Annotated in this window: 22 protein-coding genes and 2 pseudogenes; 13 read left to right on the top strand and 11 right to left on the bottom strand. The window is 61.9% G+C overall.

Annotation, left to right across the window (positions count from 1 at the left end; all coding sequences use genetic code 11):
- Positions 1 to 10: 10 nt before the first annotated feature.
- The gene (gene gspG, locus AB4N42_RS16400) at positions 11 to 460 is read right to left on the bottom strand and encodes a type II secretion system major pseudopilin GspG (protein WP_323155780.1); all 450 of its coding nucleotides are present in this window, start codon (positions 458 to 460) and stop codon (positions 11 to 13) included.
- A 173-nt stretch (positions 461 to 633) separates the two neighbouring features.
- On the opposite strand from gspG, the gene gspI reads away from it, so the two are divergent.
- A complete protein-coding gene (gspI, locus tag AB4N42_RS16395; protein ID WP_217859629.1) occupies positions 634 to 1,014 on the top strand; it encodes a type II secretion system minor pseudopilin GspI in 381 nt (126 codons plus the stop codon).
- A gap of 1 nt (position 1,015) precedes the next feature.
- Here gspI and AB4N42_RS16390 read toward each other — a convergent pair whose 3' ends face one another.
- On the bottom strand, positions 1,016 to 1,444 hold the full coding sequence (locus AB4N42_RS16390) for a type II secretion system protein N (protein ID WP_460115002.1): 429 nt from the start codon (positions 1,442 to 1,444) through the stop codon (positions 1,016 to 1,018).
- Positions 1,445 to 1,536: 92 nt separating this feature from the next.
- Between AB4N42_RS16390 and gspH the strand changes: the two genes are divergently transcribed.
- Positions 1,537 to 1,995 carry a type II secretion system minor pseudopilin GspH gene (gspH, locus tag AB4N42_RS16385; protein WP_460115001.1) on the top strand — a complete coding sequence of 153 codons (459 nt, stop codon included), beginning with the start codon at positions 1,537 to 1,539 and terminating at the stop codon, positions 1,993 to 1,995.
- Positions 1,995 to 2,606, top strand: coding sequence for a prepilin-type N-terminal cleavage/methylation domain-containing protein (locus AB4N42_RS16380; protein ID WP_217859632.1), 612 nt, complete (start codon positions 1,995 to 1,997; stop codon positions 2,604 to 2,606). The genes gspH and AB4N42_RS16380 overlap by 1 nt, the downstream gene beginning before the upstream one ends.
- Positions 2,607 to 2,628: 22 nt before the next feature.
- Here AB4N42_RS16380 and AB4N42_RS16375 read toward each other — a convergent pair whose 3' ends face one another.
- The 3 genes from AB4N42_RS16375 to AB4N42_RS16365 are packed head-to-tail and all read right to left on the bottom strand — an operon-like array spanning position 2,629 to position 4,910.
- Positions 2,629 to 3,585 (bottom strand): FecR family protein, encoded by a 957-nt coding sequence (locus AB4N42_RS16375; RefSeq protein ID WP_460115000.1) that lies wholly within the window; start codon positions 3,583 to 3,585, stop codon positions 2,629 to 2,631.
- Positions 3,586 to 3,639: 54 nt separating this feature from the next.
- The gene (locus AB4N42_RS16370) at positions 3,640 to 4,185 is read right to left on the bottom strand and encodes an RNA polymerase sigma factor (protein ID WP_198796762.1); all 546 of its coding nucleotides are present in this window, start codon (positions 4,183 to 4,185) and stop codon (positions 3,640 to 3,642) included.
- The gene (locus AB4N42_RS16365; protein ID WP_460114999.1) at positions 4,182 to 4,910 is read right to left on the bottom strand and encodes an STN domain-containing protein; all 729 of its coding nucleotides are present in this window, start codon (positions 4,908 to 4,910) and stop codon (positions 4,182 to 4,184) included. Before AB4N42_RS16365 ends, AB4N42_RS16370 begins: the two co-directional genes overlap by 4 nt.
- 161 nt (positions 4,911 to 5,071) lie before the next feature.
- Between AB4N42_RS16365 and AB4N42_RS16360 the strand changes: the two genes are divergently transcribed.
- Positions 5,072 to 5,380: a hypothetical protein gene (locus tag AB4N42_RS16360; protein WP_181289710.1), complete on the top strand. Its 309-nt coding sequence runs from the start codon at positions 5,072 to 5,074 to the stop codon at positions 5,378 to 5,380.
- A 9-nt stretch (positions 5,381 to 5,389) separates the two neighbouring features.
- On the opposite strand, the gene AB4N42_RS16355 is transcribed toward AB4N42_RS16360, so the two are convergent.
- Complete coding sequence (locus AB4N42_RS16355) at positions 5,390 to 6,313, bottom strand: transcriptional regulator GcvA (protein WP_460114998.1); 924 nt, start codon at positions 6,311 to 6,313, stop codon at positions 5,390 to 5,392.
- Positions 6,314 to 6,427: 114 nt separating this feature from the next.
- On the opposite strand from AB4N42_RS16355, the gene gstA reads away from it, so the two are divergent.
- On the top strand, positions 6,428 to 7,039 hold the full coding sequence (gene gstA / locus AB4N42_RS16350) for a glutathione transferase GstA (protein ID WP_460114997.1): 612 nt from the start codon (positions 6,428 to 6,430) through the stop codon (positions 7,037 to 7,039).
- Here the strand turns inward: gstA and AB4N42_RS16345 are convergent, their stop codons facing one another.
- Together AB4N42_RS16345 and AB4N42_RS16340 are read right to left on the bottom strand one after the other, a co-directional pair.
- On the bottom strand, positions 7,040 to 7,417 hold the full coding sequence (locus tag AB4N42_RS16345) for a hypothetical protein (protein ID WP_460114996.1): 378 nt from the start codon (positions 7,415 to 7,417) through the stop codon (positions 7,040 to 7,042).
- Positions 7,418 to 7,584: 167 nt separating this feature from the next.
- Entirely contained in the window at positions 7,585 to 7,926 is a 342-nt protein-coding gene (locus AB4N42_RS16340; protein ID WP_460114995.1) for a hypothetical protein, read from the bottom strand.
- 144 nt (positions 7,927 to 8,070) lie between these two features.
- On the opposite strand from AB4N42_RS16340, the gene AB4N42_RS16335 reads away from it, so the two are divergent.
- Together AB4N42_RS16335 and AB4N42_RS16330 are read left to right on the top strand one after the other, a co-directional pair.
- Complete coding sequence (locus AB4N42_RS16335) at positions 8,071 to 8,313, top strand: hypothetical protein (protein ID WP_033864527.1); 243 nt, start codon at positions 8,071 to 8,073, stop codon at positions 8,311 to 8,313.
- Positions 8,314 to 8,461: 148 nt separating this feature from the next.
- A complete protein-coding gene (locus AB4N42_RS16330) occupies positions 8,462 to 9,856 on the top strand; it encodes a hypothetical protein (RefSeq protein ID WP_460114994.1) in 1,395 nt (464 codons plus the stop codon).
- A 162-nt stretch (positions 9,857 to 10,018) separates the two neighbouring features.
- Here AB4N42_RS16330 and AB4N42_RS16325 read toward each other — a convergent pair whose 3' ends face one another.
- Positions 10,019 to 11,206, bottom strand: a complete 1,188-nt coding sequence (locus AB4N42_RS16325) for a XylR family transcriptional regulator (protein WP_460114993.1) — start codon at positions 11,204 to 11,206, stop codon at positions 10,019 to 10,021.
- A 154-nt stretch (positions 11,207 to 11,360) separates the two neighbouring features.
- Between AB4N42_RS16325 and xylA the strand changes: the two are divergent.
- From xylA to leuD, 6 genes and pseudogenes are all read left to right on the top strand, one after another.
- Positions 11,361 to 12,679 (top strand): annotated as a pseudogene (xylA, locus tag AB4N42_RS16320) (xylose isomerase).
- A 148-nt stretch (positions 12,680 to 12,827) separates the two neighbouring features.
- Complete coding sequence (gene xylF / locus AB4N42_RS16315) at positions 12,828 to 13,829, top strand: D-xylose ABC transporter substrate-binding protein (protein ID WP_030140560.1); 1,002 nt, start codon at positions 12,828 to 12,830, stop codon at positions 13,827 to 13,829.
- Positions 13,830 to 13,992: 163 nt separating this feature from the next.
- Positions 13,993 to 15,549, top strand: coding sequence for a D-xylose ABC transporter ATP-binding protein (gene xylG, locus AB4N42_RS16310; protein WP_431145402.1), 1,557 nt, complete (start codon positions 13,993 to 13,995; stop codon positions 15,547 to 15,549).
- Positions 15,550 to 16,686 carry a sugar ABC transporter permease gene (locus tag AB4N42_RS16305; protein ID WP_030140558.1) on the top strand — a complete coding sequence of 379 codons (1,137 nt, stop codon included), beginning with the start codon at positions 15,550 to 15,552 and terminating at the stop codon, positions 16,684 to 16,686.
- Positions 16,687 to 16,841: 155 nt separating this feature from the next.
- Positions 16,842 to 18,263 carry a 3-isopropylmalate dehydratase large subunit gene (gene leuC / locus AB4N42_RS16300; protein WP_460114992.1) on the top strand — a complete coding sequence of 474 codons (1,422 nt, stop codon included), beginning with the start codon at positions 16,842 to 16,844 and terminating at the stop codon, positions 18,261 to 18,263.
- A 3-nt stretch (positions 18,264 to 18,266) separates the two neighbouring features.
- Positions 18,267 to 18,872: a 3-isopropylmalate dehydratase small subunit gene (leuD, locus tag AB4N42_RS16295; RefSeq protein ID WP_460114991.1), complete on the top strand. Its 606-nt coding sequence runs from the start codon at positions 18,267 to 18,269 to the stop codon at positions 18,870 to 18,872.
- A gap of 60 nt (positions 18,873 to 18,932) precedes the next feature.
- Here the strand turns inward: leuD and AB4N42_RS16290 are convergent.
- Both AB4N42_RS16290 and treA read right to left on the bottom strand, forming a co-directional pair.
- A pseudogene (locus tag AB4N42_RS16290) lies at positions 18,933 to 19,851 on the bottom strand (LysR substrate-binding domain-containing protein).
- 62 nt (positions 19,852 to 19,913) lie between these two features.
- Positions 19,914 to 21,518, bottom strand: coding sequence for an alpha,alpha-trehalase TreA (treA, locus tag AB4N42_RS16285; protein ID WP_460114990.1), 1,605 nt, complete (start codon positions 21,516 to 21,518; stop codon positions 19,914 to 19,916).
- Between the last annotated feature and the right edge of the window lie 69 nt (positions 21,519 to 21,587).

The following is a 21,587-nucleotide window of genomic DNA, read 5'->3' as shown; positions in this document are numbered from 1 at the left end:
CGATTCACGACTAGAGCTGCCAGGAGCCGATATCAGCGTTGACACCTTCGCCGTCGGGCTGCCCATCGGCGCCGAGGGAAAACACATCGACCTCACCGTTGGTGCCCGGATTGAGGTAGTTGTAGGCGCGGCCCCACGGGTCCTTGGGCAACCGTTCCAGGTACGCGCGCCAATTGCCGCTGGTGGCGTTCGCGGGTTTTTCCGCCAGGGCCTTGAGCCCTTCGTTCATGGTCGGGTAGCGCCCTTGGTCGAGACGGAACAGCTTGAGTGCCTGCATCAGCCCCGCAACATCCTGGCGGGCCGCCGTGGCCCTGGCCTGGTCCGGGCGGTCAAGCACCTTCGGCACGACCATCGCGGCAAGGATGCCGAGGATGACCACCACGACCATGATCTCGATCAGGGTAAAACCTTGCTGCCGGCGAGGGCCATGTGTGGGACGGCCAGACGATGCGACACCCATCTCGACACTCCTTGGCTGGCGCCGCGTTCTGGCGCTGGTTGAGGTTTCCATTCGCTGCGGATTGTTCCAGCGGCATATGTCACTGGTATAAAAAATCCTCAGGAGCTTTGGTCAGCAATCCGTCAAACGCGGGCATTAGGCTGAAGCACATTTCCCCGACGATGCTCATTGCCATGACCCGACAGGTACCCCGGCAACGCGGCTTTACCCTGATCGAAGTATTGGTGGCGCTGCTGATCGTGGCGGTGGCGATGTCAGCGGCTGTTCGCGCCAGTGCACAAATGAGCCAGAGCAACGCGCTGTTGCGGGATCGCTCGATGGCGCTGTTGGCGGCCCAGAACAGCCTGGCCGAATTGCGTCTGCGCGGGGCCACAGATAAGGGCAGCGCCATGCAACGCTGTGATCAAGGGCGCTTGAAACTCAGCTGCGAGCAGCAGGTAACCCGCAGTGGCGACCTGCTGAGCGTGAAAGTGCTGGTGCATGAACGTGAACATGACGGACCGCCGCTGGCGCGCCTGGAAACGCTGCTCAGCCGCCCTGTCACCCCGCCATGAATCAGCGCAACGACGGCAGCGCCACCGGCACCGGCAGACGAGCCATCGACAGGCGAGATTCAACGCCGGCCCGCTCGATGACCACGGCATCAGCCTCGATTCCGCGCAGTCGCACACCTTCGCCCAATTGCTCACCCGCACGAAAAGCCCGCGGCGGCGAGTCCTCGATGCTGAGAATCGCCACCGCGCCATGGGGTCCGGCCAGCAGGCCGCTGAGCTTGATCTCCAGATTCTGCGCGGAACTGGCGAACCATTGCGCCGCGGCTTGGCCAGTGGCTGCCAAGGGCGGCAAGGGTTCGCTATTGGCCTGGGCTTGCACGGGCGCCGAATCGTTGAGCAAGAAGCCCCAGGTGACAAGCCCCGCCACGCTGGCCAACACGGCGACAGCCTGGACCAGCGTGGCCGGATCGAGGCGATGGAAATGGCGCATGAGCGGATCCTCCGTGACGTCCAGTGCTTCAGGCTACCAGCGCTTTCTCACGGTTTTATTGCAAATTCACCCCAGCGAAAGGCGTAGCGACCATGAATGAATGGCGACACCGACAACGCGGCTTCACGCTGATCGAATTGATGGTCGTGCTGGTGATCATCGGCATCGCCACCGCCGCCATCAGCTTGAATATCCACGCCGACGCTGCCAGCGGCCTGCGCGAAGATGCCAAGCGCCTGGCCTTGCTGCTGGAAACCGCCCAGGCCGAAGCGCGCAGCGATGGTCGTCGCATCGCCTGGGTCGCCGACAGCCAGGGTTACCGTTTCGTGCGGCTGGATGCTGTCGGCGCACAGGATCGGGAGTTCATCAACGACCCGCAACTGCGCCCCAGGCACTGGAGCGCGGGACCGGTGCAGGTGCGCATCCACCCAGGGAAAACGCTGGTGCTCGATGCCGAATGGATTGCCCCGCCCCTGCAAGTCATTCTGTCCAGCAACCAGGCCAGCGTATCGGTGACGCGCACGGCGGCTGGCAGCATCGAGGTGCATTGATGGTCCGGCAGAACGGCTTCACGCTGATTGAAGTGATGGTCGCCATCCTGCTGATGACCATCGTCAGCCTGATCGCCTGGCGCGGGCTCGACGGTGTGACCCGCGCCGACGCCCACCTGCAGGACAGCGCCGAACAGCACGCGCAACTGATGCGCGCATTCAACCAGCTGCAGCGTGACTTCGCCCTGCGAGCCACCACTGAACTGGCCGAGCCGCCACCGCCCGATGAACCCACCGCCACCCGCCCCTCGGCGCCTGCCGCGATCAGCATTCGCAGCAGCGACAGCGACCCTTTGCAGTTGGAATTGATACGCGCCGCGGCGGACCAGGACGGCAAGATGCAACGGGTGAGATGGTGGATTGAAAACGGCACGCTTTTCCGTGCCTCGGGCGTCGCCCGGTCACGCTATCCCCTCCCCGCGCCCAAGGAGCGTGTCGCGGTGTTGAGTGAGCTTGAGCGCGTTGATGTGCGTGTATGGCGCGCCGACCGGGGCTGGCGCCATCTGACTGGCAGCAAGGAGGAAAATCCGGCGGGTCTGGAAATCAGCTTCAGCCGTCGCACGGCACACGGCACCGAGCGCTACCGCCAGGTGCTGGCACCGCTTCAATAGCAGCCCACTGGAATGAAAACGCCTAGCTGACCAGCACCACGCCGCCCGGTAGCTCGGTGATGGTGGCGCCGTAGGCATCGCGAATCAGTACGGCGACATTCGCCAGTTGCGCCAGGCTGAAGCGCGCCTGAACCTTGCGCCGCCCGAGCTCAGCGTTCATCAGCACGATCATGCCGGGACGGTAGCGGTTGATCTCATCGATCACGCTCGCGAGGGGGGCATCGTTGAACACCAGCAACTGTTGACGCCAAGCCATGACTTGCTGGGTATCGAAAGAGGTGGGTTGGCCTTGTCGCTGCGCGGTATAGGTCAATTGTCGGCCCTGCTCCAGGCTCACGCGCCGCCCCTGATGTTTCAGTTGCAAGCGGCCCTCCAGGCACGTCACGCACACGCTACCCTCGGTGGCCCGCACATTGAACCGCGCGCCATCGGCGAACAACTCGCCATTGCCGGCAAGCACACGCAACGCCGTGCTGGCCTGGATTTCCACTTCACCGCTCAGTACTTCGATGGCGGCGTCACCAAGGGCCTCGCTGCGCTGGCTGATGCGCGTCTGGGTATTGAGTTCAAGCACCACGCCCTGCGTCAGGTCGACGTGGCGTTGCTCGCCGACACCGGTATGAAAATCCGCGCCCATGGGCCAGCCATCCAGCAGTGACGGACGCGCGACCAGCACCGCAACCGACGCGGCAATCGCGCCGCCGAGAAATGCCCGGCGTCCGAAACGCCGCGGGTGGCTGACGACCTTTACCGCCTGCTCCTGGCGGAGCTTCTGCTCCGCGGGCGCCATGGCCTGCCACAACTGGCGGGCCAGGAAAAAGGCACGGGCGTGCTCGGAACTTTGCGCACTCCAGCGCCGAAAAGCCTCGGCGTCGGCGTGGGTGGCGTGCCCTGAAGTCAAGCGCACCAGCCAATGGAACGCTTCTTCCCGGAGCTGGTTAGCCGTGGCACTGGCCGATTCAGATGCGCTTATAGACATGTTTTTCAAACGTGAAATGACTCAAGAAGGAATGCGCGACGAGCGCCTTATTACCTAAGACTGTTTTCCCGCGCCGGGACCGAACCGCTGAATCACTTTTCTTTCCAGGCGATCGGCACAGTATTGCAGCGCAGCCTTGAGTTCCTTCTCGACCATCCGGGTGGAGATGCCGAATCGCTGGGCGATCTCCTGATGCGGTGTCTGCTCCATGCGTGATGCCATCAATATTTGCCGGCGCCGGGGCGCAAGCTCGGTCAGCGCCTGCATCAGCGCGCGAATTTCAATCTGGCCACCGACGATCACCGCCGGGTCCTGATGTTCGTCGGCGGTTTGCATCAGTTCTTCGATTTCAGTGCCGGTGAGCAAGCGTGCATCCTGCGCACGACGGTCAGCCGCGATGTTCAGGGCCATGCGGAACAGGTAGGCGCCCGGCTTCTGCACATCTGCCGGAGGTTCCATGCGGTCTACCCGAAGATAGGTTTCGTGCAATACGTCGTTGGCCAGGTCATCGGAGCCCAGACGTCGGCGCAAGCGTGCGCGAAACACATCATAGGAAGCCAGGAACACCTTGAGCATGGCGCTCTGCTCCTTTTCCGTCATGGCTTTACCGCTCCTTCCCATGGGTTGCATTCCGTGCCTGCCGAAGCGGCGCCCGGCACCACCAGCACCGTCACCGGCTGCGGCAACGAAGACGGCGGGACACGGCCGATGTCCAATGTGCTCAGGCCCTCGATAATCGCCGCATCGCGCCGGGCGTCACCGGTGGACGCCAGCAAGCGACTCTTGCGCACCTCGCCCGATCCTCCGACCCACAGCTGTAGCGCCGCTCGATAATGGCCCGGACGCGTCACCGCAGAACGGCAAAGCGCCTGCTCCAACGCGACCTGCAATGCACGGGCAAAATTGTCCTCGCGCACCGTGGAACCACCGTTGCGCGAAGACGCATCGGCGCGGCTGGGTAGCTCTGCCTTTTTCACGGTAAAAGCATCCGCACCGGTATAGAGCGCCGCCAAGCCGCTACCGGCCAGCAACTGTTCCAACGCCTGGCGGGCATTCAGACGCCCGTGCACAGCCGTCGAACGTCGCCCGTGCGCAAGTTGACGGTCCACCAGGATCGCCATCCCGCTGGCCCTGCTGTACAGGTCAAGGGCGACGGTCATTTCCTGGGCGGGTATCGCAAACTCGACAGAACGCGCCAGCCTGTCGCCCGCCTCGTGGGGCGCAGGCGTGGCAGACCACGCGTCGCGTTGCGGCATCAATGCATGGAGCAACAGGAACAGTACCGTGGGCGCGAGGCAGCACCTGCTCAGCGCTTCTCTTGACATAGACATCTTCCGGCCCGAACGGCGTGTCGACGCCCTGCGTTGGCGCATCATGAGACGTGTACATGTCGTTTGTGTGACTGGCGCTGCAAAAAAAACATCGTCATACCTTGCTCCAATACGAGGTAGATTCAGGCTTCTACCGTTGGAAAAGGAGCTTCGCCATGGACTGTCGTGTATACGCGCTGCTGCTTGCTGCCCTTCCCTTGTGGGCCCAAGCCGCGGAGCCGGCGAATGAGGGATGCATCAATGTCGAGGTAAACGGGTACAAGGCGCTGTCCTACGAATGCCTGAGCGAACAGATGGCCAACCCGAAGGGTACGGCGGCAGCGCGCAAGAACCAGGAAGCGTTGAACGTGCCGATAGAGCAGCGAGCGCCGAACAAGTTGGGTCTGTACAACCAGTCGGCCACGCGGATTCGCATGGGCAATACGTTCGGCCACTCGGCGTTGCCGCAACGTCCGCCGCAGTAGGATGGACGTTTAATCCAGCGACAGAGTACCCGGTGTGTTTGCCCCCCTGATCGAATCGATCAACCAGGCCCTGAACGCCTCGACCTTTTTCGAGTGGGCTGCTTCGACGGGTGTCACCAGATAGAAACCGAGATCGGACTTCAACCTCAGGGCAAACGGCGCGACCAGTCGACCCGCCTTCAGATCGTCGTCGACGTAGGTCGAGCGGCCGATGCAAACGCCCAAGCCGTCGATGGCCGCCTGCACGGCCATCATCGCCAGGTCGAAGGTCAACCGTGAGCCTTCGGCCAGGGCGCTCGGTTGGCCGGCGGCCCCCAGCCAGAGGCTCCAATCGTCCCGCGTCATGCCACTGACCTGCAACAAGGTGTGATGGGTCAGATCGCCGGGCGCCTTCAGCGCATTGGGTCCCACCAGCAGATTCGGACTGCACACTGGAAAAACCTCATCGGACATTAGCCAGTCAGCGCGCAGGCCCTTCCAATCTCCGGAGCCGTAACGAATGGCCGCGTCGATTCCAACCTTGCGAAAATCCACCAGGTCGGTGGAAGCCGAGACACGTACATCGATGTTGGGATAGGCCTCCTGGAACGAGGCCAATCTAGGCAGCAGCCATTTTGATGCGAAGGACACCAGGGTACTCACCGTCAGCGCACTGTCATGGACCGAATCCAACAAGGTTTCGGTGCAATGACGCAACTCATGGAATGCCGAACGAACGCCTGGAAAATAGGCGCGACCTTCATCGGTCAATGCGAGGCCGTCCTTGAGCCGCAGGAACAGGCGCACGCCCAGTTCGTCCTCCAGCCGCCGGATTTGATGACTGATCGCTGTCTGGGTGACATTCAATTCGAGGGCAGCCTGGGTGAAGCTCATGTGGCGCGCGGCTGATTCGAACGCCTTCAGGCCGTTGAGTGAGGGGATTTTGACGGCCATGGAGGTCAACGTTGCTCATGAGATTTTGTCATACGCTAGCACTCGAAATGTCCTTTGAAAATCTTCCGGTTGGCGCCGATCCTCAGCGGCACTCAACGCCATCAGGAAAATCCCATGAAATTGTATTTCGCGCCCATGACCTGTTCATTGTCCCCGCACATCGTGCTGCGGGAGCTGGGCATTGTCTTCGAGCTGATCCGCGTCGACAACAAGACCAAGCGAACCGTCGGCGGGCAGGACTTTCTCGCCATCAATCCCAAGGGCTACGTCGCGGCGCTGATGCTGGATAACGGTGAAGTGCTGACCGAAGGTCCCGCCATCGTCCAGTACCTGGCCGATCAGGTTCCGGGCAATCACTTGGCACCGGCCAATGGCACCTGGGAGCGGGTTCGGTTGCAGGAATGGCTGAACTTCATCAGCTCGGAAATCCATGGCGGCTGTGCCCCGCTGTTCAACGCCGAGATCCCGGAAACGACCAAGGCCATCTTCAAGCAGAAGCTGTTCAAGCGGCTTGATTACCTGGCCGGCGCTCTCGAACAACACAGCTATTTGCAGGGGGATTTCGGCCTTGCCGACGCGTATTTGTTCACGGTGCTCAAATGGCTGCCGTTTTTCGCCATCGACATCGAGCATTGGCCGGCGCTGGCGTTGTATATGGCTCGGATCGAGACGCGCCCCAGCGTCAGGGCTGCGATCGAAGCCGAGGCGAACGCCGGCCAAGGCTGATCATCGGGCCACGAAAGGATAATGCTCGATACGACAAGGATGTTCGTTGCCGTCGCCTTTGCAGATGCCGTCCAGGTAGCGGTATTTGATCCGGATCGCCTGGCCTTTTACAGGCCATTTGCGCCGGGCAAGCGTGGCCTGGTAGTCAGCGGTTTCCGGGATGAAACTGATCACCGCACCCTCTTCCGGACATTCCACGTCGGGCGAGGCAGGGCTGGTTTTCAGAACCTGGGCGCGGAGACCGGGGAACGGCTGTTTCACCACCTCAGTGACCCGCAATTGCATGTCGCAGATTTGCCACGTCGCGGCGTGCACCGGGGCGCAGAGGGCAGCGAACGTCAGGAGCAATGGCACGGAGTGCGCTGGGAACAGGTTCATCTCAGTCCTTTTTGTCGAGGGTGGCGTCGAATGCGCCATCCTCTCACACCACGATACGCAAGGCGCGCCGGACAAAAAAAGCCCCGCGACCGAATACGGTGCGGGGCAAGGGAATTGGTTGGTTGCGGCCAACCAAAGGAGCACGGAGAAAAGCGTTTACGGACCGGTCAGATGCAATCCTGGGCGGCGCGCTCAAAATTCGAAGGCAGGAAGTTGGAAGCCAGCAAATGCCGCTCATAGACGAACACCTTGCCGCCGCTACCCGCCTTGTAGGCTTCCAGCACGTTGTCCGCCGCCACTTTGCTCGGCACGACGATGCGGTAGCTGCGCTGGGTCTGCGAGACCGTCGGATTCAGCGCGCGGACCTGCAATTTCGGTACGACGCATTCGGCGTATTCGGCCGGCGTCTTGCTGGTCTGCAAGGTCAGGGTCGGATCGTTCGGAGCCGAGGCACATCCGGCCAGCAACAACGGGGGCAAAGCCAGGGCAAGGAAAAATAAGGGGCGCATGTTTCAGGTCCTGCGGTGTTGGGCTGCGTTTCGATGGGGCTGATTCTCCAATGAACATGCGGCAAAGCAGAACTTGCATTTCGTAATGGTCACTATTACTGATGGCAATAGTTGCAAGCCCTGAAAAAACCTATGAGGTATCTGATGAGAACATTTGATCTGATTCGCGGTGCGGTTTTGCCCGACTTCCGGGAACGGGTGGCGGAGTATCTGGTCCCGTACGAAACCGTGCTGCTGGGCGACACCGAAGCCGACCCGCAACTCAACCGGGACACGGCGAATCAACTGCGCGGTTATCTACGCGGCCTGAATACCACGCGGGTGTTGGGCATGGCGGACTGGGAGGAGCTGGACCGGCGGGTCGTTAATACCTGGCTATCTAGCTGAATGGCTGGCCCTCGGTGGAGAGAATCCGTCACTGGCCAAACGCAGGTAAACCTCTTAATCTGCGCCCCCCTGAAAGCGCTCGGCCAGGATGGCACTGATGGACCTCCCCCGACGCAGTTGACTGACTCCACACTGATCAAGGACGTTCATGCTTCATCTATCCAGAATATCGACCGCCACGCTGCTGGCTGCCCTCTGCGCCTCGGCCCTGGTGGGCTGTGCGTCTCGATCCGATAAAATCGCCGAGCACAACAAACGCGTCGCTGCCGAACGCGACGCGCAGAACCTGGCCATGACGGCCCGTGTACTGGCCCAGCCCCTGCCTTTGGATAACACCTTGCGAATGGGGCCCACCGCAGTGCTGATGGTCGACGTGCCCGCCGCGGGCACCCAGCCGGCCACCCAGGCGCGACTCTTCGCCAATTGCGAGGCCCTGATGTTAGCGATGGACTATCGCCAGGCAGAAGGCTGGTACAAGCCTTTCGTGTTGCCGGCGGACCCGCAGCAACCAGCACGCACCACGGCTCAGCAAATGTGCCAAGCAGTGGAGGACGGCGGATGGAGGCAGCTTCCTGGCGATGGTGAAGACATCTTAATGGTCGACTCCGGCAGCCTGGACCTGGACAATGCTCGACGCTCGATATGGGCAGGCATCGACTTTGCTCGCCTGCGCCTGGAGGCAAGCAAGACCTACGACCGTCAGCTTGAGCGCGTCGAGATCAATTGCTCTACACAGCAGGCCAACACCCGCCAGGTCTATCGCATGAGCAACCAAGGCCTGTTGCCGCCCCTGCAGCCGCTCGCCAGCGCTTTGAATGCGAAGCAACGTACGCGCTTGGTTGGCGCTGTTTGCGCCGAACCCGCCAAGCTGGCAAAACTCGACACAGTGGGCGCACTGCGCAAGAAACTACCGCCGGACATGCCTACACCAGAAATACCGTCAGCGTTGCTGGCACAAGTCAGCGCATTGCCCCAAGGACACCCGACCCGCACGCTCAGTCACCTGCAATTTACCTATGACGCCACTTCGCCCATGGCGCCGGGCGCCGTGGTCAAGAACACCCCTATGGATCTCTATTTGCAGCCAGGCCCGGCTCGCGGCATCTGGCGCGAGCAGGCCATGGGCGCATTGGGCAGCGAAAAGCTCAGCGTTCGCTGGCGCGGCCTGATCGAGCTTGCCTCGGCGAGTAGCGCTGAGCCAAAGGTTCCAGCCGAGCGAACAAGCCGTCTTATGCGGATCGATTTGAAGGGGGATTGGCAAAACCTCAAGCCAGGTAGCGCCATCGGCTACAGCAAGAGTTTTGTGAGCAGTGAGGGCAAGCCTTTCGAGCAGACCTTTGAATGTTCAGTCGGTGAGTCCTTTCCCGCCGCGCAGAAAGTTGCTTCGCTGCAAGGGTTGGCGCTTGACGTGAAGTGCAACGCGGACAATGGACTCAAAACCAGCAGTTCGTACCTCTATCTGGAGGCTTATGACCTGTTCGTGGAAACCGCCGATCGCTCCATGCTGCTTGTCCAAGAGAAAACCCTCAAGGCAGCGGATTGATGCCTCACGAAAATCCTGTGGCGAGGAAGCTTGCTCCCGCTGGGCTGTGCAGCAGCCCCAAAAAGGCCAGTCGGGATCAGCCTGGCTCACCGCAGTGATTGGCTCAGGGGCCGCTTCGCGGCCCAGCGGGAGCAAGCTCCCTCGCCACAAGAACCCCTCGTACTACTCGCCCGCCATATTCGTGCCTTGCTGATATTCTCGTGGCGTACAACCGAACTCCCGACGAAACACCGTGTGCAGGTACTGCGCCGACTTGAAGCCACAATTGCGGGCGATGTCGGCGATCGCTGAGTCGGTATTCTCCAGACCACTGGCCGCCGCAGCCAATTTGAAGCGCAGGATTTCGTCGTGAACGCTGCACCCGCGCACCTTGCGAAAATGCGCTTCCAGGGATGAACGCGACACGCCGACATACGCCGCCACCTGGGCGGTCTTGATGCCCTGGCAGGCGTATTGGCGAATGAACAACAGGGCCTGCATGACATAAGGATTGCCCAGCGGCTGGTGCAAGCTCGACGCCTGGACGTTGATCGCCTCCGGCGGGATCAGCACCTGCGTGCCCGTGGACGGCATGCCATGCAGCATCTGGTGGAGCAGTCGCGCAGCGGTCCGGCCCATGGTTTCGGTGCCCTGCACCACCGAGCTCAGCGGCACCCGCGTCAGGCTGCGGGTCAGTGGATCGTTATCGATGCCGATCAACGCCACCTGCTCCGGCACGGCAATGCCTGCGGTCAGGCAGGCCTGCAGCAGCTGCCGGGCCCGCGCGTCGCTGACGGCGATGATGCCGATGGGTTTGGGCAGGCTTTGCAGCCAGGCGATCTGCTGCTCGACAGCGCTGTCCCACAGCGGCGCGCTAGTGCCCATGCCGCGATAGACCTCGGCTTGCAGGCCGTCGCGTTGCATCAATCGGCGAAAGGCCTTCTCCCGTTCCTGGGCCCAGCGATTGGCTTGGGATTCCGGCAGGCTGAAGCAGGCGAAGCGCGTCAACCCGGCTTCGATCAGGTGCTCGTAGGCCAATTTGATCAGCGCATGGTTGTCCGTGGCGACATAGGGAATGCCCTTGGGATAGGCGCGCTCGTCCTGGTACGAGCCGCCCACGGCTACCACCGGCAACTTGATCCCGGCCAGCGCCTCGCCGATCAGCGGGTCGTCGAAATCGGCAATGATCCCGTCGCCCTGCCAGCGCTCGATCCCCTTCAACCGACAGAGGAAATCTTCCTCGAGGAACAAGTCCCAGGACGCGCGGGTGCTGCTCAGGTAGTTGCCGATGCCGCTGATGATGCCGCGGTCGTAGATCTTGCTGCCGTTGAACAACAGGGCGATGCGGTGGACGGGCGGGACGATTTTCATTATTTGAACCCTGGGCCGATGGACAGAGCCTAGGCGCGCCAGCGGCGAATCTCAATACTCAAAATCGAACTGCCTCTTGGTGATTTTCATAATCAGCAGGCCCAGGGCCGGCGTTAGTATCGGGACACCGCCAAGAATAAAAAGGAATCCGCCCATGTCGTACTTTCCAGATGTCCAGCCCATTCGCTTTGAGGGCCCAGGCAGCGATTCGCCGCTCGCTTTCCGCCACTACGACGCCAACAAGCTGATCCTCGGCAAACCCATGCGCGAACACCTGCGCATGGCTGTCTGCTACTGGCACACCTTTGTCTGGCCAGGGTCCGATGTGTTTGGCGCCGGCACCTTCAAGCGCCCCTGGCAGCACGCCGGCGATCCGATGGAGTTGGCGATCGGCAAGGCCGAGGCGGCGTTCGAGTTTTTCTCCAAGCTGGGCATTGACTACTACTGCTTCCACGACACCGATGTCGCGCCGGAAGGCCAGTCGCTGAAGGAATACCGCAACCACTTCGCGCAGATGGTCGATCACCTTGAGGGCCACCAGGAACGGACCGGGATCAAATTGCTCTGGGGCACCGCCAACTGTTTCAGCAACCCGCGTTTCGCCATGCCGGCGCCGCCAGCAACCCGGACCCGCAAGTCTTCGCCTGCGCCGCCGCCCAGGTGTTCAGCGCCATGAACGCCACCCAGCGTCTCAAGGGCTCGAATTATGTGCTGTGGGGCGGTCGCGAAGGTTATGAAACCCTGCTCAATACCGATCTCAAGCGTGAGCGGGAACAGTTGGGCCGGTTCATGCGCATGGTGGTCGAGCACAAATACAAGATCGGCTTCAAGGGCGACCTGCTGATCGAGCCCAAGCCCCAGGAGCCGACCAAGCATCAGTACGATTACGACACCGCCACGGTGTTCGGCTTCCTGCAGCAGTTCGGCCTGGAGAAGGAGATCAAGGTCAACATCGAGGCCAACCACGCGACGCTCGCCGGGCACAGCTTCCACCATGAAATCGCCACCGCGGTCTCCCTGGGAATCTTCGGCAGCATCGATGCCAACCGGGGCGATCCGCAGAACGGCTGGGACACCGATCAGTTCCCCAACAGTGTCGAGGAAATGACCCTGGCCACTTATGAAATCCTCAAGGCCGGGGGCTTCGGCAACGGCGGTTTCAACTTCGATTCCAAGGTCCGTCGCCAAAGCGTCGACGGCGTCGATCTGTTCCACGGCCACGTTGCCGCCATGGACGTGCTCGCGCTCTCCCTGGAACGCGCGGCGGCCATGGTGCAGGACGATCAGTTGCAGAAATTCAAGGACCAGCGCTACGCCGGCTGGCAGCAGCCGTTTGGCAAGGCGCTGCTCGCAGGTGACTACAGCCTCGAAACCCTGGCCGAGCACGCATTTACCAACGACCTGAATCCGCAAGCCGTCAGCGGTCGCCAGGAGATGCTCGAAAACGTCGTCAACCGCTTCATTTACTCCTGACAGCGGACAACGTTGCGGGCGCGGCGAGGCTGTTACATTCGCGCGACAAATCTGTGCCCGCAACGCCAAGCAACGCTCTACAGTTCTACCGGCATCACGTTCATCGTCAGGCAGTGTCTTTCAAAAAACAATAAAAGGACGCACCACCATGAAAACATTCAAACGTACCCTGCTCGCCGGCGCGCTCGCCCTGCTATCGCTTCCCGTCATGGCCGACGCCGCCCACCCGAAAATCGGTTTCTCCATCGATGACCTGCGCCTGGAACGCTGGTCGCGGGACCGTGACTACTTTGTCGCGGCGGCGGAAAAACTCGACGCCAAGGTCTATGTCCAATCCGCCGATGCCAACGAGCAGAAGCAGATCTCCCAGATCGAAAACCTGATTTCCCGTGGCGTCGACGTGATCGTCATCGTGCCGTTCAACGCCACCGTGCTGACCAACGCCGTCGCCGAAGCCAAGAAAGCCGGGATCAAGGTCGTCTCCTATGACCGGCTGATCCTCAACGCCGACATCGATGCCTACATTTCCTTCGATAACGAAAAAGTCGGCGAGATGCAGGCCGGCGGTGTATTGAAGGCAGCGCCCAAGGGCAACTATTTCCTGCTAGGCGGCGCACCGACCGACAACAACGCGAAGATCCTGCGCGAAGGCCAGATGAAGGTGCTGCAACCGGCCATCGACAAGGGCGACATCAAGATTGTCGGCCAGCAATGGGTGAAGGAATGGAACCCCACCGAAGCCCTGAGCATCGTGGAGAACGCCCTGACCCGGAACAACAACAAGATCGATGGCATCGTCGCCTCCAACGACGCCACCGCCGGCGGCGCGATCCAGGCCCTGGCCGCGCAAAAGATGGCCGGCAAGGTGCCGATCTCCGGGCAGGACGCCGACCTGGCGGCGGTCAAGCGGGTGATCGACGGCACCCAGACCATGACCGTCTACAAGCCGCTGAAACTGATCGCCTCCGAAGCCGCCAAACTCTCGGTGCAACTGGCGCGCAATGAGAAACCCACCTACAGCTCCCAATACGACAACGGCAACAAAAAGGTCGACACCATCCTGCTCACGCCTACTGCGCTGACCAAGGACAACATCGACCTGCTGGAAAAGGACGGGTTCTACACCAAGGCGCAGATCGCCGGGCAGTGACCCGGGCAGAACTCTTCAGTTAGACGAAGATCCTGTGGGAGCGGGCTTGCTCGCGAATGCGCTGTATCAGCCGGCATTGATGTTGACTGACCCTCCGCTTTCGCGAGCAAGCCCGCTCCCACAGGTCCAGTGATGCCAGAGCCCTTTTTTACGAGCCCTCGCCATGTCCGAATACCTGCTGCAAATGAACGGCATCGTCAAGACCTTCGGCGGTGTCAAGGCCCTCAACGGCATCGACATCAAGGTCAGGCCGGGTGAGTGCGTCGGCCTGTGCGGCGAGAACGGTGCCGGCAAATCCACCTTGATGAAAGTCCTCTCGGCGGTCTATCCCTATGGCACCTGGGAGGGCGAAATCCTCTGGGACGGCCAGCCGCTGAAGGCGCAATCGATCAGCGAAACCGAAGCCGCCGGCATCGTCATCATCCACCAGGAACTGACCCTTGTTCCCGACCTGTCCGTGGCCGAGAACATCTTCATGGGCCACGAGCTGACATTGCCCGGCGGACGCATGAACTACCCGGCGATGATCCACCGCGCCGAAGCCCTGATGCGCGAACTCAAGGTGCCGGACATGAACGTCTCGCTGCCGGTTTCGCAGTACGGCGGCGGCTACCAGCAATTGGTCGAGATCGCCAAGGCCTTGAACAAGCAGGCGCGCCTGCTGATCCTCGACGAACCCTCCTCGGCCCTGACCCGCTCGGAAATCGACGTGCTGCTGGACATCATCCGCGACCTCAAGGCCAAGGGCGTGGCGTGTGTCTACATCTCCCACAAGCTCGATGAAGTGGCCGCCGTGTGCGACACCATCTCGGTGATCCGCGACGGCAAACACATCGCGACCACGGCCATGGCCGACATGGACATTCCGAAGATCATCACGCAAATGGTCGGACGGGAAATGAGCAACCTCTACCCCACCGAACCCCATGAAATCGGCGAGGTAATCTTCGAGGCGCGCCACGTCACCTGCTACGACGTCGACAACCCCAGGCGCAAACGGGTCGATGACATTTCGTTCGTGCTCAAGCGCGGCGAAATCCTCGGCATCGCCGGGTTGGTCGGCGCCGGCCGCACTGAGCTCGTGTCAGCGCTGTTCGGCGCCTACCCCGGCCGCCATGAGGGCGAAGTCTGGCTGGACGGGCAGCTTATCGACACCAGCACGCCGCTCAAGTCGATCCGCGCCGGCCTGTGCATGGTCCCCGAAGATCGCAAGCGCCAAGGCATCATCCCGGACCTCGGCGTGGGCCAGAACATCACCCTGGCGGTGCTGGAAAATTTCTCGAGGATGACCCGCATCGACGCAGAAGCCGAGCTGGGTAGCATCGACCGGGAAATCTCGCGCATGCACCTCAAGACCGCGAGCCCGTTCCTGCCCATCACCAGCCTTTCCGGTGGCAACCAGCAGAAAGCCGTGTTGGCGAAGATGCTCCTGACCAAGCCCCGGGTATTGATTCTCGACGAGCCCACCCGAGGTGTGGACGTCGGCGCCAAGTACGAGATCTACAAGCTGATGGGCGCGCTGGCGGCCGAAGGCGTGTCGATCATCATGGTGTCCTCGGAACTGGCCGAAGTACTGGGTGTATCCGACCGTGTGCTGGTGATCGGCGAGGGCCAACTGCGCGGCGATTTCATCAATCAGGAACTGACCCAGGAACAGGTGCTTGCCGCCGCGCTCAGCCATCCCGAAAGCAATAACAACAATGATCGGAAGTCCGCGTAGATGAATCAGGTCAAACAAGTCTTCACCCGCTACAAAATGCTCGCCCTGGTGATCGCCGTGGCGGTTATCTGGCTGTTCTTCAGTTGGCAGACCGAGGGCGGCTTCCTGACCCCGCGCAACCTCTCCAACCTGCTACGGCAGATGTCCATCACCGGCATTCTTGCCTGCGGCATGGTGCTGGTGATCATCAGCGGCGAGATCGATTTGTCGGTGGGTTCATTGCTCGGTTTGCTGGGGGGGCTGGCGGCGATACTGGATGTGGTCTATCACATTCCGCTGCTGGCAAACCTGAGCCTGGTCGTCCTGTGTGGACTGATGATCGGCCTGGCCAACGGCTATATGACCGCCTACCTGCGCATCCCCTCCTTCATCGTCGGCCTGGGCGGCATGCTGGCGTTTCGCGGGATCCTGCTGGGCATCACTGGCGGCACGACCATCGCCCCGGTGTCGCCGGAGCTGGTGTATGTGGGCCAGGGTTATCTACCTCACGCGGTCGGCACCGGCCTGGGCGTGTTGCTGTTCGCGCTGACGCTGTTCCTGACCTGGAAACAGCGCCGCAATCGCGCCCTCCACGGCCTGGCAGCTCATTCGCTGGTGCGTGACGTGGTGCGGGTGGTGTTGATCGGCGCGGTGTTGGCCGGGTTCGTCTACACGCTCAACAGCTATGACGGGATTCCGGTTCCGGTGCTGCTCCTGCTGGTCCTGCTGGGGGTGTTCAGCTACGTGACCAGCCAGACCGTGTTCGGCCGGCGCGTCTACTCCGTGGGCAGCAACATGGAGGCCACGCGCCTGTCCGGGATCAACGTGCAGGCGGTGAAACTGTGGATCTTCGGCATCATGGGCGTGATGTGCGCCCTCGCCGGCATGGTCAACACCGCGCGCCTGGCAGCCGGTTCGCCCTCGGCCGGCAATATGGGCGAACTGGACGCCATCGCCGCCTGCTTCATCGGCGGCACGTCCATGCGCGGTGGCTCGGGCACGGTCTATGGCGCGCTGCTGGGGGCGCTGGTCATCACCAGCCTGGACAACGGCATGTCGATGCTCGACGTCGACAGCTACTGGCAGATGATCGTCAAGGGCAGCATCCTGGTCCTGGCCGTGTGGGTGGACGTCAGCACCCGCACCGCCCGACGCTGATCCACGCCGATTCGGGCGGCCATGGAAGGGCCGCCCCGCTCGCCCGTCATGATTGATCACAATCCGTGTGCAACGCCTTCACTCCCGTGCGCTTGATGCGACGGCGGCAGTCAATATGCTGTGTGCAGACCCGCCAGGAATGAAGAAGAGCCTGCATGAACAGCCCCCGAACGCTTTATCAGAAGCACATCGACAGCCATACCGTATGCTCGCTGGATGACCAGGGCCACGTGCTGCTGTACATCGACCGCCAGGTCGCCAACGAGTACACCAGCCCTCAAGCCTTCAGCGGCCTGCGTGAAACCGGCCGCAGCGTGTGGCGGCCGAGCGCGACGCTGGCGGTGGTCGATCACGTCAACCCGACGGCGCCCCAGCGCATCGCAGCCATGCCGGATGCTGGCGGCGCCCGGCAGGTGTCGTACTTTGCCGAGAACTGCCGTGACTTCGGCATCGAGCTGTTCGATGTGCTGGACAAACGCCAGGGCATCGAGCATGTCGTTGCCCCTGAGCAGGGTTTCATCCTGCCGGGCATGGTGGTGGCCGCGGGCGACAGCCACACCACCACCTACGGTGCGCTGGGGGCTTTTGGCTTCGGGATCGGCACGTCTGAAATCGAGCATTTACTGGCGACGCAGACGCTGGTCTACAAGCGCCTGAAAACCTTGCGCGTCACGGTCAACGGCACGCTCGGGGCAGGCGTCACCGCCAAGGACATCATCATGGCGCTGATTGAAAGAATCGGTGCCTCGGGCGCCACCGGCTATGCGATCGAGTTCACTGGCCCGGCGATCACCGCCCTGAGTGTCGAAGCCCGCATGACCATTTGCAACATGGCCGTCGAAGCGGGCGCGAGGGGCGCGTTCATGGCGCCGGATGACAAGGTCTTCGCCTACCTGCAAAGCAAACCGCGCGCGCCCCGTGGCGAGTTGTGGGAGCGGGCCGTGACCAAATGGCGAGCGCTGCACAGCGATGCAGGTGCAGTCTTCGACCGGGAAGTGACGCTCGATATTGATGCGCTGGAGCCCATGGTCACCTGGGGCACCAGCCCTGATCAGGCTGCAGCGATTGGCAGTCGTGTACCTGACCCTTCGACAGAACCCGACCTGATCCTGCGCCAAGGCCTGCAGCGCGCGCTCGATTATATGGGCCTTGAGCCAGGCATGCCGCTCGCCGAGGTGGTGATCAACCATGCCTTCATCGGCTCGTGCACCAATGCGCGGATCGAAGATTTGCGCGATGCGGCACGGGTCGTACAGGGCAAGCATGTTGCCGCCCATGTGCGGGCGATGATCGTGCCGGGCTCGACCTTGGTCCGTGAGCAGGCCGAAGAAGAAGGCCTGGCGACGATATTCCGCGACGCCGGTTTCGAATGGCGCCAATCCGGCTGTTCGATGTGCCTGGCGATGAACGATGACGTGCTGGCCCCCGGAGATCGCTGCGCGTCCAGTACCAATCGCAACTTCGAAGGACGCCAGGGCGCAGGTGCGCGCACCCACTTGATGAGCCCGGCCATGGTGGCCGCCGCCGCGATTGCCGGTCACTTGACCGACGTTCGTCCACTGTTGCCGGAGGCCTGAAGCATGCAACCTTTCACCATCGTACGCGGCACCGCCGCGCCGCTGCTGGCCGCCAACATCGACACCGACGTGATCATGCCCAAGCAGTTCCTCAAGGGCATCGACCGCAACGGGCTGGACCGTGGCGTGTTCTTTGATTTGATGTGGCTGGAGGCTGGCGTTCCCAACCCTGAATTCGTGATCAACAAACCTGGCTGGCGCGGTGCAACGTTCCTGGTGGTGGGTGAGAATTTCGGCTGCGGCTCAAGCCGGGAACACGCGGTGTGGGGCCTGAAGCAAATCGGCATTCGGGCGCTCATCGGCAGCAGCTTTGCGGGGATCTTCTACGACAATTGCCAGCGCAACGGGGTGTTGCTGATTCAACTGCCTGAAGCGCAGCTCAGGAAAATCGCCCAAACGGTCAGCCGCGCCGAAACCGCCAGCATCAGCGTCGATCTGCCAGCGCAACAGATCCGATTGGCGGACGGCGAGACAATTGCCTTCGAGATTGATGAGCTGCGCAAGCAATCCTTGCTGCTCGGGCTGGATGCCATTGGCACGACGCTTCAACGAGCGGAGCAGATACGCCGCTTCGAAAGCCGGCACCTGGCGGAGAATCCCTGGCTGTAGCGCAAGGAAGACTGTGGGAGCGAGCTTGCTCGCGATGGCGGTTTCACCATCGCCGCCCCCCTACCCAGCCGACAAATCCCGAAAATACGCCTCAAGAAACTCGACACACACCCGCAGCTTCGCCGACTGGCTGAGCCGGGTCGGATACACCGCCCAGACATTGGCACTTTGCGAATACGCTCGGCAGCACCTGAACCAATCGCCCCTGTTCAAGCAGGGGCCCGGCGTCCCACATCGAGCGCAGCATGATGCCGCCGCCGCTCAACGCCCATTCCAGGACAATCTCACCATTGTTGGAAGACAACGGGCCACCGACGCGCACCGTCTCCTCCCGCCCGTTCTTGCTCAACGTCCAGATACCGAAGGCGTTGTCGCGCTCCTTGAGCACCAGGCAATCATGGCCCTTGAGGTCTTCCAGCGACTGCGGCGTGCCGCGTCGTTGCAAATATTCGGGAGCCGCGCAGAGCACGCGCCGATTGCTCACCAGCTTGCGGCCCAGGTGCTGACCCGGCAGGTCATCGCCCACGCGGATTTCCAGGTCGAAGCCCTCGCCAACGATATCAACGACGCGGTCAAACACATCCAGGCGGATGTCGAGGCCAGGGTACGTCTGTGACAGCTTGCCGATGGCCGGCGCGACATGATTGCGGCCGAAACCGAAACTGCTGCAGATGTTCAGCGAGCCGGTGGGTTGATGACGTGCGTTGGCGATTTCGCCGACGAACTCTTCGAAATCCCCCAGCAGCCTTTCGGCCCAGATCCACACACGCTCGCCGTCGCCGGTCAAGGCAATGCGCCGGGTCGTGCGATGCAGTAACCGCGTGGACAACGTCGACTCCAGGACAGCAATGCGCTTGCTGACATAGGCCGGGGAATACCCCAGCGCCTCTGCGGCGTTGGCAAAGCCGTTTTTCCGAATGACGGTCACAAAGACCTTCAAGTCTTCCGGCGAGGGGAACTGGTGACGATTCGTGTTCATTGATCCAATCTCGGTGCTATTCCTCACGGATTTCGCGAAGAATAGCACCGAACCGGCCCGACTCAACCGCCGTATTTACCGAGCAGTTTCAGCGTTACCCCGTTCGTCCAGCCGAAGCCGTCCTGCAATTCATATTCACCGCCGCCTCCGCCGCTGCCTTGTCCGGACACGTCGTATTTCTCCACCAGCTTGTCTTCCTTGCGATAAAGCGCCTGGACCTGTTGCAGGAAGCGGCGGCCAATCTCCCGGGCCAGATCCGTTTGGCCGTAGCGCTCCAGTCCCTCGACGGCGACCCATTGCAGGGGCGCCCAGCCATTGGGTTCGTCCCACTGCTGGCCGTTGTTGACTTGGCTGGTGGCGATGCCGCCCGGACGCAGCAAGCCCTTGCGCACGGCGTCGGCGGTACGGTTGGCCCGTTCGCTGGAAGCCAGGCCGGTATAGAGCGGGAACAGCGTCGCTGCGGTGAGCGCCGGGCGCTGGCGGTTCTGCTGCCAATCGTAGTCCACGTAGTAACCACCGTCGGCGTTCCACAGGTGCGTCTCGATAGCGCGTTGACGCTGCTCGGCGCGCTGCCCATAGGCGTTGACGCACGCGACGTTCTCTACGGTTTCACAGGCCTTGGCGATGGTGCGCTCCAGGTGATACATCAGGCTGTTCAGGTCCACCGGCGCGATGGACGTCGTGCGGATGGTCGCCAGGTCCTTGCCATTCCCCAACCAACGGGAACTGAAATCCCAGCCGCTTTCGGCACCGGCACGCAAGTTGCGCCAGACTTCGTCCTTGGGTCGGTCGGCTGCCTGTTCAGCGGTCTTGACGTCCTGCAACCACGACTCCTGGCGAGGCGTCGGGCTGGCGTCCCAATAACGGTTGAGCACGCTGCCGTCGGCAAGCTTGACGACATGGCGCCCAGCCTCGCCCGGCTTGAGGGTCTGCGCCCCTTCCATCCAGTAGGCGTATTCCTTTTGCAGTTGCCCAAGGTAGCGCCCGTAGGCCTGCTCGCCTTCGATGTGCGCCTGCAACTCCACCATGTAGGCGAAGAATGGCGGCTGCGATCGACTCAGGTAATAGCTGCGATTGCCGTTGGGAATGTGCCCGTAGGTGTCGATCATATAGGCGAAATTGTCCGTCATCTGGCGGACCTGCGCCCTGTCACCGCTTTGCTCCAGCCCCAGCATGGTGAAATACGAGTCCCAGTAATACATCTCGCGAAAACGTCCGCCGGGCACCACGTACGGCTGCGGCAAGGGCAGCAGGCTGCTGTACTGCGGGACTTGCGTGTAGGTTCGGCTGAGCACCGGCCAGAGGTTATCGATGTGCTCGTCGATCGGCGCGCCGGGCTTCGGCGTCGGACTTTCCGCCTGGCCGGATTCGATGAAGTTGTCCTTTACGAAGGCGTCGAGATCGAAGTCAGCGCTGCCCCGGCGGGCCAGGTAATCCGCGCGGATCTGCGAGGGGTCGCGCTTGGGCAGCGCGTCGACGAAATGCTTCTGGTCGGTAAAAAGCTGTTGCCCTTGTACCGCTTCAAACAGCTCGGGGTATGCCTGGTCGGGCGGCACCGGGGTGCGACTTCGCGCGTCCTCGTAACTCCAGGTCGCAGGCGGTTGGCTTGAACACGCGACGCAGAGCAGCGCGGTGAAGGACAGGCTGGCGAGATAAACAGAACGCATCTCAGGCTCCTTGATGGGGTGACTTCCTGAAAAAGTGACTGACGGGAACGAACCTCGGTTCACTCGGAT

Source organism: Pseudomonas sp. H2_D02 (assembly GCF_054677635.1).
This window is presented reverse-complemented; position numbering and strand designations above follow the sequence as displayed.